Raw genomic sequence first — 13,305 nt, 5'->3', positions numbered from 1 at the left:
AACCACCTAAACACTAATCTCACCGGTAATCCAACCTTGGATAAAATGTTTTAATGAAGCAGCAACCCAGGTTCGGCTATCATCCTCGTGATTCCAAACATAAATATCAGTTTTTTCAATGGTCCCGTTTTTTAAAATGGCATAACAAAATAAATCGCCATTACCAGCGTCTGAAAAAAAGAAAAGATTATCAAATGGCATATAAAGATCTTTATAATCTTCATAATTTCTATAAAATAGATTGTCCTTAATAATTTGGGAAGTCGACCAAATCAAAGGACAACCCCAGTTGTCGTATACACCATTTGTTTCATAAAATAAGGCAGCTAGTTCCTCTGGTAATTCAACATTTAATTCTTTTTGAACTTGGGCAATCTCAAGCTTTGTTGCAGGATCTTTAAAGTAATGTTCATTCGAAATGGAATTAACAATTTCTTTCCACATTTGATTCCCCCCTATTTTTTGATGAATTGCTTTAAATTCACTTACATCTGCTTCGTTAGCGCGACTACTATAACTAAAACTCTGTAACTTATCGCCGGGCACTGTTAGCTCCACATTACTTAAAATATCTTATTTGCTCTTTTTAATTTTACCACTAATTTCCTTTTTTTTGTGGGTTAAAAATAAAAAAACGTCCCTGTATATTGCAGAAACGCATCCATTAGTGAAGTAAGATTAGCTTATATTTTTATTGTAATTGCTAAGGTTCCCCATTCCTTTTCTTGTTCAGGTGTATATATCTCATATGTTCCATCAATCATTTCTTGCATTGTCCAACCTTCACATCCAAAATCCTGAAAAGGAATGTCCTCATACATCGCTTGAAACGTATCGTATATTTTTAGGTCTGTTACTTTTACTTGTAATGTTTCATCTTGTTCAGGTACCTTAATGAATTCAATCGTATCTCCAACGTTTACCTTTCTTCTTTTTTCATCATTTAAGCGTACTTCAATCTTTTTATTACCCTCTTTGATAGCTTTGAAATATTCTCCATATAACCCCATTTGATGTATCACGCAGATTTCACCTCTTATATATGTTTACACATTAATTGTATTCTCTTACTATGTTTACCTGCAATACTTCATCAAGATAAAGACGATAACCTTTAATCAACTATGGCACCCGTTCAATAAATAAGGCAGATACTAATATTTTTCAATAACTGTTCCAACTCTAACTGACCAAAATCCATAGAGTCGGCTCCGATTAAACCCATATTCATTCATTATTTTGTGACAGTTTATGATGTTGATTTTGCTCTCCCCACTCACATAGCTGTTCCAGAATCGGTATAAGTGTTTCTGCTTTTTTTGTGAGGCTATACTCCACTTTAGGAGGTATTTGAGGATACTCTTTCCTTGTGACCATCCCTGCTGCTTCTAATTCTTTAAGTTGTGAACTTAACGTTTTATAGGTAATTGATCCAATTCTTCTCTTCATATCATTAAACCGTACAACTTGATTTTCTGCTAGAAGGTACAGAATAAGCATTTTCCACTTACCACCAATGACTGACAATGCATAGCCAAAAGGTGTTTCATAGATATTACCCTTTTCTTTAAAATCACTCATGCTCATATTGACACTATCCTTTCTGGTAGTACCTATCAAAAAAGTGCGTACTGTTTTTCTATTTAAGTTCATTTTATACTTGCCTTACTTTGAAATAAAGGAGAGATAATTATGAATCATGTTAAAACCTTCAATCACGCTCTTTGGGATCACGGTATTTCTCAAGGTTACAGCGTCAATGGTACGATCTATATTTCGGGGCAATTTTCCCACGATGAAAAAGGTAATTTCATCGGTGAAGGAGATATTGAAACTCAGGCACGACAAACGCTTAAAAACATAGAACAAGTATTAGAGGGATTTGGTGTATCGAAGGCACATCTCGCCTATGTTGAAATCTATCTAACTAATCCACAAGCGCATACCGAGGCAGTTATCAGACTATTTAAGGAGTACTTAGAAAAACATCGTCCGGCCGGGAGCCTCATCGGCGTAACCTATTTGGCCTTCCCAGAACAACTAATTGAAATCTCGGCTATCGCACACACTGATTAAGTACACTTTCTCGATTATTGTATTTCCAAAGAGATTTTCCAGACTCTAGAAATTAGCTCTCACTACTAGGGGCGCTTGTATTGTCCCTAATGTATTACCTTATACACCAGCATACGAACCGACCCGTCAGTTACTTGTATATACCTATTGGACAGAGAGAAGCAGATAATAGTTTTTTCCATTAAAACCTCTTTTAAACTACTTCGTTAGCCAAAAAAGCTATTACTCTTATTGAACAATCGGCTACTCGTTAGCTGTTCGTTTTTTCGCAAATGACCTAATTTACTTGCGGCACGATTCCCCTAAATGGGACTACCGACGAAAACAAATGGCGGCCCTATGGACGCCATTTGCTTTTTTTTTATCTTATTTTTTTGAAAATGACTTTAGTGTCATCACATAATTTTTTCAAATCACTCAGCTTTTTACACCCAGATTAATAATCAAGCAGACGTCCAAAATCATTCCATTGACCGTACATTTTATTTTCTCTCGTGTTCGTTATGAACTTGTCTAATCTACTCGTAAACAATTCCGGGTGATTCTTTGCGCTTTGTATCGTGTCGATTCGAACCCTTCTATAAAGATTAGGAAATGCCCTGAAATGATCATGTACTTGCTGATCCTCTTTAATCCGCTGCTCAATCACTTCATCAATTCTAAATGATCGAGGATCCAAATCAGGCAAAATCCTTCTTCCTTCATCGGTCATCAACCCTAACTTTTCAAGGCGGCGGACACGTTCTTTGTTCAATTCTGTCCATGAGCTCTTGTTGCTCCTAGGAGAAAGCCTCTGTGCCAACTCTATTTCAGAGATTTTCTTTTTGACGCCATCGATCCATCCAAAGCACAGCGCTTCCTCGACTGCGTCCAAATATAACACTCTCTCGGGACTTGGCCTCATAGAAACCAAGACCCAGCATGACTTTTCAGTTTTAGCTTTTTCCTGCAGCCAAATCCGAAGAGCTTTTCTCGACTTTACCGGCAGCAAGTTTTCAATTTCCATGTTTGTTGGAAATCACTTGATTAAGAAACACATCGGCATCACCATTGAACTTCCAACAAACACCAAACCTATCCACCAGCATTCCAAAGCAGGATGACCACGGAGTGTTGGATAACGGCATGATTACATGGCCGTCTACCGAAAGATTATTAAAGTATCTCTCCAATTTTTGTTTATCCGTATTGATTATACTAATCCATACGTTGTTTCCTTTCACCAACTCACCTGTTACGTTCTTCATGGAAGGCAACAAATCCGACATCATGATTTTCCCATCCTCGAATTCGACCGAAGACTCCATAATCATATTCAACTCATTTTCGGGCAGTGGGTAACTAGGATCTTGCGTAAAGTCCATATACTTAACCTTTTTAACATCAGTTGCCTGTAGAGCCTCCGAATAAAAATCAATCGCTTGTTCGGCAACCCCATTAAAATTCAAATACGCAATAGTAGACATTAAGCATAACCTCCTTCTTGGAATACATGTAGTATAATGGATAAAAGGTGACATCTGATTGTCACTGTTCTGAAAAACATGTAGAAAAAGAGGTTAATGATGGACAAAATAGAGAGACTCATTTCGATTATCATGATCTTGCTAAAAAAAGAGGTTGTTTCTGCAAAGGAATTCTCACAACTATTCAATGTTTCCAAAAGGACAATCCTTCGTGATATGGAAACATTGAGCATATCAAACATCCCAATCTACTCTGTCATTGGGGTTAATGGTGGCTATCGCTTAATGGATGAATACAAAGTTGATAAACGTCTTTTAAGCAGCTCTGATATTGAGAATATATTAACTGCGCTCGGCGGATTGGAACAAATCCTCCTTACTGAAGAAGTGGAAAGAACTATAAAAAAAATAGAGGCCATGGTCAGTCCATTGTCTCTAAATCGTTCCATTCAAATGTCGTTTTATGATTGGGAAGGTCGGTCCGAGATTCTTGAAACCTTGAAGGCATGTCAAGAATCCATTTTAAAGAAGAGGATAGTTTCGTTTACTTATTCCGATAAAGACGGGGCGGTAACAAATAGGATGGTCGAACCCTATGAACTTCATTTTAGCGAATCGAGTTGGTACTTGAAAGGATTCTGTTTACATCGACAGGGATATCGTACATTCAAATTATCTCGGATCGATCATATTGCTGTGGATGAACGTGCGTTTCATCCTAGAGACGATTGGTCAGAGCAGGGGCACGAAGCAAGTTATCTACCGCAACTCGTCAAGATTAAGGCATCGATATCACCTAGCATAAGAGATCAAATCGTCGAAAGGTATGGTCGAAGGAGTATTGAAGACCATAGTTCTGGATCTTTATTAGCAACCATTTCTGTCCCTCAAAACCAGGTGGGGTTTCAATTTTTAGCAAGCTTCGGTACTCATCTTAAAGTTGTAGAGCCTAAAACCTATGTTGAAGACTTTCGAAATTATTTATATAAAATGTTGGAGAACTATTCTTGAGAAGGTGTTGGCTCTAATTACAGTTCATCCAACTCTTCCTATGGTGTAGGTTGATAAACATCTAAGAGCTTTAAGATTAAAAAGAGTACAGTTCTATTATTTTTCCTAAGGGTATTTTATTGGGATTACACATATCAACAAAATAGGGTAACTGCCATTTTTGAGTTTTCATCGCTTGTTTACTACTCGGACTATCCCAGTTAGGATAAACTCTTATTGCCATTTTGCCCTTTGTGGAAGTAGACCTAAGAATGTTCTGTTTTAATAGAACTTCTTTTGGAAAAATAAATTGACCAAACTCATTTTCATTTTTAAAGGTTGTTATAACTAATAAATCAGGAGCTTGCTCATATAAATAGGCTTGATTTTTATCACTTTCGTCTTTTTCCCAAAATACAACAAACTGACCTACTTTGGTGGGGGTTATCTTCGCAACTCTGAATCGAACTGTTTTAGAAGATATTTTAAATATACCAGCACCATACTTAGAATTTTGATTTTCTTCTTGAACCGACTCCACAGTTAAACCAATTGCCTCGTAAATCATTTTATTTACATAATTTAATGCTGTATAAAAATCATCCATTATTCCACATTCCCCTTTTACCTTTTCCAATAAGCCTTACTCATTTTAGTTGAAGATTACCTAAAAAGTTCATTCTTGAATTTGTATGTTTGGGCATCTTTTAGATAACTCGGTTAGGAACTCCTTTTTATCCCTGGGTGATATTTTCACACTTCCAAAAGCTCCTGTCTTATAAAAGACTTCTAGTGCATCTCTCGAAGATAATAATCGATAACCGGTGAAGATTTCTGATGTAGGAGATATCTTTGTTATATCTTGATAAGAAATTCGACTTCTAAACGGTCCACCTTTTACAAATAAGTAATCGTCATAAAAAACATATTTGACTGAAAAAACACACCACAAAACAAAACTGGCTATGATAAGAAATGTAGAAGTCAATGTGATAACCACCGATAAATCCGTACCATCCTCAAGGGCTAATGGAAAGAATGTGGACACTCCTATTATGAGTACCAATATCATTATAAAAACAACAAAAAATCTATCTATTTTTGAACGGAAAACCATTGGAGTATCATACCTTTCTGACAAAATTTTTATCAGATACTATTTTTCCTTTTAATAATCTCGATTATTATTGCTCCTACCAGCGAAAAACCAAAGATAATAGAAAGCAAAATGATGGCTATCATATCATTAATACCTTCATATACATGGGTTTTATAAGGAATAAAATTGAGTTTGATAAGAAAAAAAACAATACCCGCTCCCGTAGCCATCGCCGGAATATACTTTATAATCCTACTGGACACCCTTTTCCCGATAAAAAAGGTGATTACGGAGAGTACACCCATCAAAATGACGCTTACAATAATTGCAACTTGAATACTCATAGTTTCCCCCTAATAAGCTATCACAGCCGTTTGTTTAATGAATAACTTCATCTACTCTGAGTTAAATTGCTATCAATTCCTACTCAATAGTTAACTTAGGATTATACTTATTACTACCTGGAAGTCTTTTCATTTGGTTCCAGGCATCAATTGCTTCTTCACGACTTTTCTGTTGATTTTTGGGATCAGCAAAAAAATCCTGAATGAATTGATTGTATTCAAATTGAGGAGCGATGGTTCTCTTGTATGTCGGGTCTTTTTTTCTTTCTTCTTCCTCGTTCCAAGCTAGTACAACGTCACGATATGTTCTTCCAATGTTAGTTTTTAAATAGTTTTGGATATACGTAGAAAAATGAAAGTTAGGGATGACGGACTTAAAAAACGCTCTTACCTCTTGACTACAGCGGTGATTTTCTGTAATGACTGTTTCAAGACTTAATTCTGTTTCTTTCGTTTTAGGTGGTCTCGTTTTTCTAATTGGTTTTTTAATCTCCCCTGTTAGGAGATAGACGTTAATCCTATCTGTTAGTTCTAATTTTGAACTAGATGCACTCATTCCATGTTCCCTACAAAATGTTTGCAATTCTTCCTTTAACCAATAGTAATTACTAAAGTCTTTTATAGTAATGTCTTTTGTTAGGTCAGGTCTCAATTTCCCCCTCCTTCATATCGTTATTTCATCATCTCTATCTCTAGTAATAGTTTAACATTGTTTTCCATTTTACGAACAAAAAAATCTTCTAATGTAATTTGTTGGAACTTCTGTATTAAAAAAGAAGCCTTGAATCCTCTCCAAGACTTCTTCCTTCTTTTTATATTCGCCGTGCAATCATCATTATTTCAAAGTCATTTACAGTCAAGGGTTTCTCACTAAATTGACCCACAGAACAACCATATGCTGCTGCCACTTCGAACCCTTCACTTTCCAACAAGAACTTCAATTCACGAAATGTAAAAGCCGTAGTGTATATCTTGACATCTTTCGTTTCGCCTTCAGGACTTGTAATTGTATCTTTATCTATTTTCGTGCAAGTATAAATATCGAATTCACTATCATCGGTTATACTTCTAGCCACACATAAGGCATTAACGACTGTTAATACAAATAGAGCTCCTGGACGAAGCGCATTATAAACACTTTTTAACACTTTCCGGTGATTATCCTCGTTACCAGCTAATCCAAAAGCGCCTTCACAAAGACATATCGCTCCTTCAAATTCTTCGGTAAAGTGTAACTCACGAGCATCCTCAACAAAAAATTCAGCGTTAAGTCTTTCCGCTTTCGCCACTTGATTAGCGTATTTAATAAATTCAGATGAGATATCAACGCCAACTGACTGATAGCCTCGTCGTGCTAACTCCAAAGAGTGACGACCTGGACCACAACCTATATCTAAAATACGAGAATGTTGCGGAATAGCCATGATATCAACTAAAAAATCGACTTCCTGATTGGTTCCTTTTGTGAATCCATATTCCAGATAATTTTCTTTTAGAAAATCACCTATTTCCTCGTAATAGCTACCACTGTATTCGAATGCACCATTTATCTTATTCCTATTTTTCAACGTTTTTCCCTCCGTTTGTTAGATTACTAACACGGAAGAAATAACAAAAATTATTCGATTACTCTTCCGTGCCTCCATTAAAACTATCATGATTTCTTTTACTACTTGCAATCATCAAATTCACTCGCTTTCTATTAGTAATACATTCAGTTTATTTCACTGTAAAAAAATGGTCAAGAATATTTTAAAGCAAAACAGTTTGGTACAAAGAAAAAATCACAAGATAGGATATGACTACATGTCCCACTTTAATTGACGACCGCCAATAATATGATAATGCAAATGGTTTATTTCCTGTTGCCCATGTTGCCCTGTATTGGTTATCACTCTAAAACCATCATTCTCTACACCTAATATTTTAGCAACTTCCTGTATCCCTTGATGAATTTTATAAACTATTCTTTCATCATCTTCTTGGATGTCCATAACGTTCATAATATGCTTTTTCGGTATGACTAACGCATGGACTGGAGCACTAAAGTGTAAACCGTAAAAGGATATAACCTGCTCGTCTTCATAAATAATATCTGCTGGTGCTTCTCTATTAACAATTTTACAAAAGATACAATCCATTTTTGATTCACTCCTGTATTGAAAAAAATGTAAGAACCACCGTTACGTTTTTCTACACAATAGTAAAGCATGATTACTGAGTCCCATGATATTTTTATCCCTGCAACTTCTTTCAATATAGTAGCTCCAATTCCTATATTCCTCTTCACTAAAACTATTTACCGTCGACCTTAGATATGGACTTAGACCATCTGTGGCAAAGTGGTCTATTATTTCAACATTAAAATCTTTTATGATTCGTTCCATTTCTTCTGGTGTGGAAAAAAATGCATCTGTCCAAAAATTATACTTATCTCCTTCTTTTATTGTGCCTGTGTTGATAATCTGCTCAATAAATTCCTTTTTTAAGTACGTTGAATCATTCATCATTAACGAATGTAGGATATAATGTTTGTTTATATACGAGATAGCCAACAACCCACCATCCTTTAATACTCTTACAGACTCCTTGATGCATTTGACTCTATCCATTTCTTCTGTTAAATGATACATAGGCCCTAGACACAGAACAACATCAAAACTCTCTGTTTCAAAATTAGTTAGATTTGTTGCATTTGCAATCTCTGCTCTAAAGTTTAATAGATTATTCTTTTGATTCATATATTGAACATACTTGGGTGTGATATCTGTTGCGACTACATTACATCCTCTATTTGCATAATAAAATGAATATATCCCCGTACCTGCACCTAGTTCCAAAACACGATGTGTTGGCAGAATTTTATGGTCTAAATTTTTAATTGTTGTCATAAATTCGATTTTTCTTGAATTATCCGTAGATAAACGAGATTCTTCATCATAGTTTTCGTAAAAGGAAATAACCGATTCCATTAATCCCCCTCCAAATGTAAACAATAAATATAACCTCTTTCACGCAAAGACTAATGCTACGCTCACTCATTTTTAGGTACCATTTATGCTTGCGAAGTCATTGGATGCTTAACCTGCGATGGAAAATGATTATGACCAGTCGTTTTAACGAATAATACATCATCTCCCTTTACTATCTTACTTTGGGTCTCAATGCCCTTATAATCAGGTGTATAGTGAAAAACTATTTTAGTAGTTTCGCTAGTAGTAATCTTTGAAAGAATATTTTCAATATAAACTTCTCTTTTACTAACAATATCAAAAATATCTATTTGTTTTCCGTCTACCTTATATATTACAATTGCCTCTTCATCTTCTATGAAGTAGATATCATCTGCGAACACGTAGATACTATAAAACATTAGAATTCCTTGAGTGTTTATTGTTCCAAACCGCTTAGAAACGGGAAATCGTTCAGAAGCAATGTGATAAATAAAGGTAAGGTCATCAGTGTTGCTTGTATCAAGTTTTCGGATAGCGGTTGGTACAGGTTTGCTTGGTGAATATTCCATTGAAAATTGATACTCATCCACTGCTTGAAAACCAAATTTAGGATAAAAATCTAATACACTTGGATTGGCAAATAGATACATAAAGTCATAGCTATCTTTATATTCTTCGAAGACTTTATTCATCAAGGCGGCTGAAAGTCCTCGGTTTCGATACTCAGGATGTGTCATAACCGTCCCAATTTGTATCGCCTTTTTTTCCTCACCTTGTATCACGAAGTCCAACAGGTTTACTGAGACATTTGCGATTACTTTATCCCCTTCTGCATAAGAAAACGGAATATAACGGTTATTCCAATAGCCCTTTTTATACCACTCTTCAAAATTTAATCCAAACACCAAAGTAGCAAGTTCGTTAAAACTTGTTCTCAGGTTCTCATTATCTTTGTAGCCTTGATAAAACGTTAACCCTGTCATGTATGTCCCTCATTTCAAAAATTCTCTACAAACCTTCTTGTTAACCGTTCCTTTTTCCACGATTATTTTTGATGACTTTACCAATGAGAATAAAAGATAATAAACCCAGTCCCAAAAGTACAATCGTATTCATCATCACTTGTGGGTCACCAAAGGAACTACTCAAAGGAACTTTATATTCATCTTGTCTATAAGCCTTTATATATTGTCCATTTGAATCCTCGACGGCTATTGCTTGTTCTGTACTTATCCCTTCAATTGAATAGTATTTCGTACCTTTCTTATATGCGTTTGAGAAATTACCAGAATACTGTTTCATATCCGAATACCTTGTGACTCTTCCAATCTCATCACCAATTTCAGTTACATATTCGTCACTTATCACATAAACATATCCATCCCAAACTACAAATGAATACGCCCAGGATGTTGCCATTGTCTTCACAGGGTACAAGGAAAGAAATAGAACTAAAAGGATTGCAATAGATAAGAAATGGTTACTTTTCATACAAATCCCCCTCTCATTTCAACAGGACTAAATCTTTTCTTCAACCTCAATAAACGGGCTTATTTTACTGTTACTTTTTGCGTTTTAGTATCTTAACGTAAATGACGACTAACAAAAACAGGGTACCTAAAGAAATAAGCCAAGGTGTTAGCAAATGCAACCCTTGTGACGGGGCACCTAACTTCCACTCAAGGGATAAAGATGCTTCATTTGTGTTTCCACAGGCCTTTTGGACATGGTATTCATCATTATGTCGTTCATTTGCAAAAACAATGTACTTCTTCCCCTCTTCAAAATGGGCAAACATTGTCTTATGTATAATCGTCTCCTCAATGTCATGTTTGCCTTTCCATACCTTTTGAACGTCAAATATATATCGTTGATGGTGATCTATATGTCCTTCTACTCTTGTAACTTTTCCTTTAAATACAATATCAACTTGTTCAATTTCTTCTTCAATACTGATGTATTCACATAGCAATGCTTTCGTTTGGGTAGGAATAATACTAAGACTTACTACAATAACAATTAAGTACAGAAAAAGCCTCAAAGACTGTAACCATTTCATCCGATGTCCTCCTACCATAACCCTTAATTAATAATGTATATCCGTATAAATTGTATCTTCCACTCCTGGAAGTAGTGTATAAATGCTTTTCTTGAGCAGTCCTTCTACCTCTTTTTTAATAGTATAAAAACCCTTCCAGTGAAGTGACGTGTGGGTCGTTGTTCCATGACGTAGTCCAACGGAAATTAATCTTTTTTCTAGCGTAGTAAATCCTTCAGAGTCTGCAAGAGCATCGCACAAAGTAATGACTTTATTATATATATCATAGCTGCTATTCTCGTTAAGAATTTCCACCAGCTTTAGCTTCATATGATTTGGAACAAGGCTCCAGTCAGCAGCTTTTTCTATATGTTTGTTCATGCATGGAAATGAATGAGTAACACACACAATTGCATTTCCCATAAAACCTAATTCTTTGAAATAATTGTAGCCATCGTACGAATGAATAACAGATTTAGTAAACCCTTTATACCTACCGATATCATGCAGTAGAGCCGCATTATACCCTAGGTCAACGTCAACTTCAAACCCAGCTTTGTTCAATTGAATTAATATATTCTCAGTGGCTTTTGCAACATTAACCGAATGCTCAAACCAGGGTCCTGGGTTTTGGTTATAGGCCCATTCAATAAGTTCACTTGCATAATTTCTATCCAAGATATATTTCATAGATTGTCCCTCCCTGCCTGAATGATTCATAGTTTGTCTTCACTTTAAATCGTATGCTTCTTCTACTAATCTCCCTCGTATCATACAGAAATCTCATTAAGGTTTTTAATAAACGCCCAAGTAACCTTCAGTATCACTAATATCTTCCCCTATTCTCTTCCCAATTGGGGTCCTTCTTCCAATGATAAGAATCGGTAAAGATGTTCAAAGTATGGTCATTAATTTCAATCGTTTCTTTGTCTAACCATTTTATTTTTACTGTACTTTCATCATAATTCCAATATATTGTTTTAATTTCATCTCCATAATCAATCTCTACTCGAACAGCAGCTCTTACCGTAGCACCACCTTCGTCTACAATATACGCAATAGCCGCATAATCATTGTATGGTGATGGATGTTTGGATAAAAAATCACCTGTAGATACTTCATCTAGTTCAACATTTAGGAAGTCATAAATAGCTATTCCTATTATTAAAAATAAAGCTACCCAAATTAACCTTTTCTTCATTATTAACTCCTTATCAGCAGCCATTGCCCTGCTATTAATTTCAACAAAAGAAAGGTGATAACCTTTATTCAGCAATCACGTCTGCCCATTAGTCAAATCTAAATACCCATCTTCCCTACTAAAATATTATTAGTTAAAAATAGGTTCCAAGTAATCACCATGTCCTCTTATAAGTTCAACCTCATTTGCTGATGAAATCCAAAAGAAATGAAATGTAATTCCATCTTCTTCTCCTCCACCCGTTGGATGATAATCCCATTCATCTGACGCATCAGAGACAGTTATCTTATAAAAAAATCTATGGTGTATTGCACCATCATCATTCTTCCACATATCTTCAGCAAGTAAACGTTCAACTTGAAAATCTCTTAACCCTGTTTCTTCTTCCATTTCTCTGATTACTGCTAATATTGTGTCCTCATCAGGTTGTACAGTTCCCTTTGGTATTTGTATCCCAGCTTCAGCAATAGAATGCCGGAATACTAATACCTGTGTTTGGCCTTCTTTTATTCTAGTCACATAACCGTAAGCTTTCTTTATTGGTTCCATCCTTTTCTTTCCTTTCAATATGAGAGAGTCACCAAACTTCTCTCAAACCTCTCATGTATTCAATGAACATTCAGAGTATGTGTCCTCTCTCTCTTAAAAAACTATACACTTCCTATATTAACATTAATTCCCTTTTTAGTTCACAAAGAAAAAGGCATCCTCATATAAAGGAAGCCTTTGAATACGAAAGATACTAATCTTTAATTACAGCAACTTGATAGTCATCTTCATATATTATTTTACCCGGATTATCACTTTTTGTTTTCACTAATGCAACATCATATTTCCTTAACATCTCAAAGTAAAATGTCATTTGATTAATCAGTTTATCGGTATGTTTATTTTCTTTGAACCAGGTCACTGCCCCCAATGGATTGCCTTCCCAATAGAAGGGTGGGACAGGTAATACTTCTTCAAAGTATTTACGTTGTTCCCAATAGGTTTGTATCTCTTCTTCTAACATCCTTCTCTCATCAACTAAATGCCCTACTGCTACAAATATACCAACTGGCATACCTGTTTTTGGGCTAATGTAATTTACATGGTACCTAAAATACATATACATCCCTACTTTTTATTAAGTAACTT

At 35.4% G+C, this 13,305-nt stretch carries 21 protein-coding genes; 2 read left to right on the top strand and 19 right to left on the bottom strand.

The genetic code is table 11. From position 1 onward, the window contains the following. Nucleotides 1–6: 6 nt before the first annotated feature. The 3 genes from BK585_RS03960 to BK585_RS03950 all read right to left on the bottom strand — a co-directional run bounded on the left by BK585_RS03960 (nt 7) and on the right by BK585_RS03950 (nt 1,587). Nucleotides 7–444 carry an SMI1/KNR4 family protein gene (locus BK585_RS03960; RefSeq protein ID WP_078552018.1) on the bottom strand — a complete coding sequence of 146 codons (438 nt, stop codon included), beginning with the start codon at nt 442–444 and terminating at the stop codon, nt 7–9. A 239-nt stretch (nt 445–683) separates the two neighbouring features. Beyond that, nucleotides 684–1,022 carry an ASCH domain-containing protein gene (locus BK585_RS03955; RefSeq protein ID WP_078552017.1) on the bottom strand — a complete coding sequence of 113 codons (339 nt, stop codon included), beginning with the start codon at nt 1,020–1,022 and terminating at the stop codon, nt 684–686. Between the two features lie 205 nt (nt 1,023–1,227). Next, nucleotides 1,228–1,587: a winged helix-turn-helix transcriptional regulator gene (locus BK585_RS03950; RefSeq protein ID WP_078552016.1), complete on the bottom strand. Its 360-nt coding sequence runs from the start codon at nt 1,585–1,587 to the stop codon at nt 1,228–1,230. 105 nt (nt 1,588–1,692) lie between these two features. Between BK585_RS03950 and BK585_RS03945 the strand changes: the two genes are divergently transcribed. Beyond that, nucleotides 1,693–2,076, top strand: a complete 384-nt coding sequence (locus BK585_RS03945; protein WP_078552014.1) for a RidA family protein — start codon at nt 1,693–1,695, stop codon at nt 2,074–2,076. A 436-nt stretch (nt 2,077–2,512) separates the two neighbouring features. Here the strand turns inward: BK585_RS03945 and BK585_RS03940 are convergent, their stop codons facing one another. Next, nucleotides 2,513–3,082, bottom strand: coding sequence for a YdeI/OmpD-associated family protein (locus tag BK585_RS03940; RefSeq protein WP_078552013.1), 570 nt, complete (start codon nt 3,080–3,082; stop codon nt 2,513–2,515). Then, nucleotides 3,072–3,542 carry a VOC family protein gene (locus tag BK585_RS03935; RefSeq protein ID WP_078552011.1) on the bottom strand — a complete coding sequence of 157 codons (471 nt, stop codon included), beginning with the start codon at nt 3,540–3,542 and terminating at the stop codon, nt 3,072–3,074. The genes BK585_RS03940 and BK585_RS03935 overlap by 11 nt, the downstream gene beginning before the upstream one ends. 99 nt (nt 3,543–3,641) lie before the next feature. Here BK585_RS03935 and BK585_RS03930 point away from each other — a divergent pair, with 99 nt between their 5' ends. Further along, nucleotides 3,642–4,553, top strand: coding sequence for a helix-turn-helix transcriptional regulator (locus tag BK585_RS03930; protein ID WP_078552009.1), 912 nt, complete (start codon nt 3,642–3,644; stop codon nt 4,551–4,553). 76 nt (nt 4,554–4,629) lie between these two features. Here BK585_RS03930 and BK585_RS03925 read toward each other — a convergent pair whose 3' ends face one another. The 14 genes from BK585_RS03925 to BK585_RS03860 all read right to left on the bottom strand — a co-directional run bounded on the left by BK585_RS03925 (nt 4,630) and on the right by BK585_RS03860 (nt 13,276). After that, entirely contained in the window at nt 4,630–5,139 is a 510-nt protein-coding gene (locus BK585_RS03925) for a MepB family protein (RefSeq protein WP_078552008.1), read from the bottom strand. 69 nt (nt 5,140–5,208) lie between these two features. After that, entirely contained in the window at nt 5,209–5,649 is a 441-nt protein-coding gene (locus tag BK585_RS03920; RefSeq protein WP_078552007.1) for a PH domain-containing protein, read from the bottom strand. Between the two features lie 32 nt (nt 5,650–5,681). Next, on the bottom strand, nt 5,682–5,975 hold the full coding sequence (locus tag BK585_RS03915) for a hypothetical protein (RefSeq protein ID WP_078552006.1): 294 nt from the start codon (nt 5,973–5,975) through the stop codon (nt 5,682–5,684). A 79-nt stretch (nt 5,976–6,054) separates the two neighbouring features. After that, on the bottom strand, nt 6,055–6,627 hold the full coding sequence (locus BK585_RS03910; RefSeq protein WP_078552005.1) for a DUF6434 domain-containing protein: 573 nt from the start codon (nt 6,625–6,627) through the stop codon (nt 6,055–6,057). A 160-nt stretch (nt 6,628–6,787) separates the two neighbouring features. Beyond that, nucleotides 6,788–7,543, bottom strand: coding sequence for a class I SAM-dependent methyltransferase (locus BK585_RS03905; RefSeq protein ID WP_078552003.1), 756 nt, complete (start codon nt 7,541–7,543; stop codon nt 6,788–6,790). Nucleotides 7,544–7,777: 234 nt separating this feature from the next. Beyond that, nucleotides 7,778–8,116 carry a histidine triad nucleotide-binding protein gene (locus BK585_RS03900; RefSeq protein WP_078552001.1) on the bottom strand — a complete coding sequence of 113 codons (339 nt, stop codon included), beginning with the start codon at nt 8,114–8,116 and terminating at the stop codon, nt 7,778–7,780. A gap of 42 nt (nt 8,117–8,158) precedes the next feature. After that, nucleotides 8,159–8,947 (bottom strand): class I SAM-dependent methyltransferase, encoded by a 789-nt coding sequence (locus tag BK585_RS03895; RefSeq protein WP_078551999.1) that lies wholly within the window; start codon nt 8,945–8,947, stop codon nt 8,159–8,161. Between the two features lie 83 nt (nt 8,948–9,030). Further along, entirely contained in the window at nt 9,031–9,912 is an 882-nt protein-coding gene (locus BK585_RS03890; RefSeq protein ID WP_078551998.1) for a GNAT family N-acetyltransferase, read from the bottom strand. Between the two features lie 40 nt (nt 9,913–9,952). Then, nucleotides 9,953–10,420, bottom strand: a complete 468-nt coding sequence (locus BK585_RS03885) for a hypothetical protein (RefSeq protein ID WP_078551996.1) — start codon at nt 10,418–10,420, stop codon at nt 9,953–9,955. 70 nt (nt 10,421–10,490) lie between these two features. Continuing rightward, nucleotides 10,491–10,988, bottom strand: a complete 498-nt coding sequence (locus BK585_RS03880; RefSeq protein ID WP_078551994.1) for a hypothetical protein — start codon at nt 10,986–10,988, stop codon at nt 10,491–10,493. A gap of 27 nt (nt 10,989–11,015) precedes the next feature. Continuing rightward, entirely contained in the window at nt 11,016–11,657 is a 642-nt protein-coding gene (locus tag BK585_RS03875; protein WP_078551993.1) for an HD domain-containing protein, read from the bottom strand. A gap of 136 nt (nt 11,658–11,793) precedes the next feature. After that, nucleotides 11,794–12,168 carry a DUF5412 family protein gene (locus tag BK585_RS03870; protein ID WP_078551991.1) on the bottom strand — a complete coding sequence of 125 codons (375 nt, stop codon included), beginning with the start codon at nt 12,166–12,168 and terminating at the stop codon, nt 11,794–11,796. 129 nt (nt 12,169–12,297) lie between these two features. Then, nucleotides 12,298–12,717, bottom strand: coding sequence for an NUDIX hydrolase (locus BK585_RS03865; RefSeq protein WP_078551990.1), 420 nt, complete (start codon nt 12,715–12,717; stop codon nt 12,298–12,300). Nucleotides 12,718–12,910: 193 nt separating this feature from the next. Further along, nucleotides 12,911–13,276 carry a hypothetical protein gene (locus BK585_RS03860; RefSeq protein ID WP_078551988.1) on the bottom strand — a complete coding sequence of 122 codons (366 nt, stop codon included), beginning with the start codon at nt 13,274–13,276 and terminating at the stop codon, nt 12,911–12,913. Nucleotides 13,277–13,305: the final 29 nt, after the last annotated feature.

The sequence above is a fragment of the Bacillus alkalicellulosilyticus genome, from assembly GCF_002019795.1.
Lineage (GTDB): Bacteria > Bacillota > Bacilli > Bacillales > Bacillaceae_F > Bacillus_AO > Bacillus_AO alkalicellulosilyticum.
The sequence above is the reverse complement of the archived record's forward strand: the minus strand, read 5'-3'. Positions and strand labels throughout refer to the sequence as shown.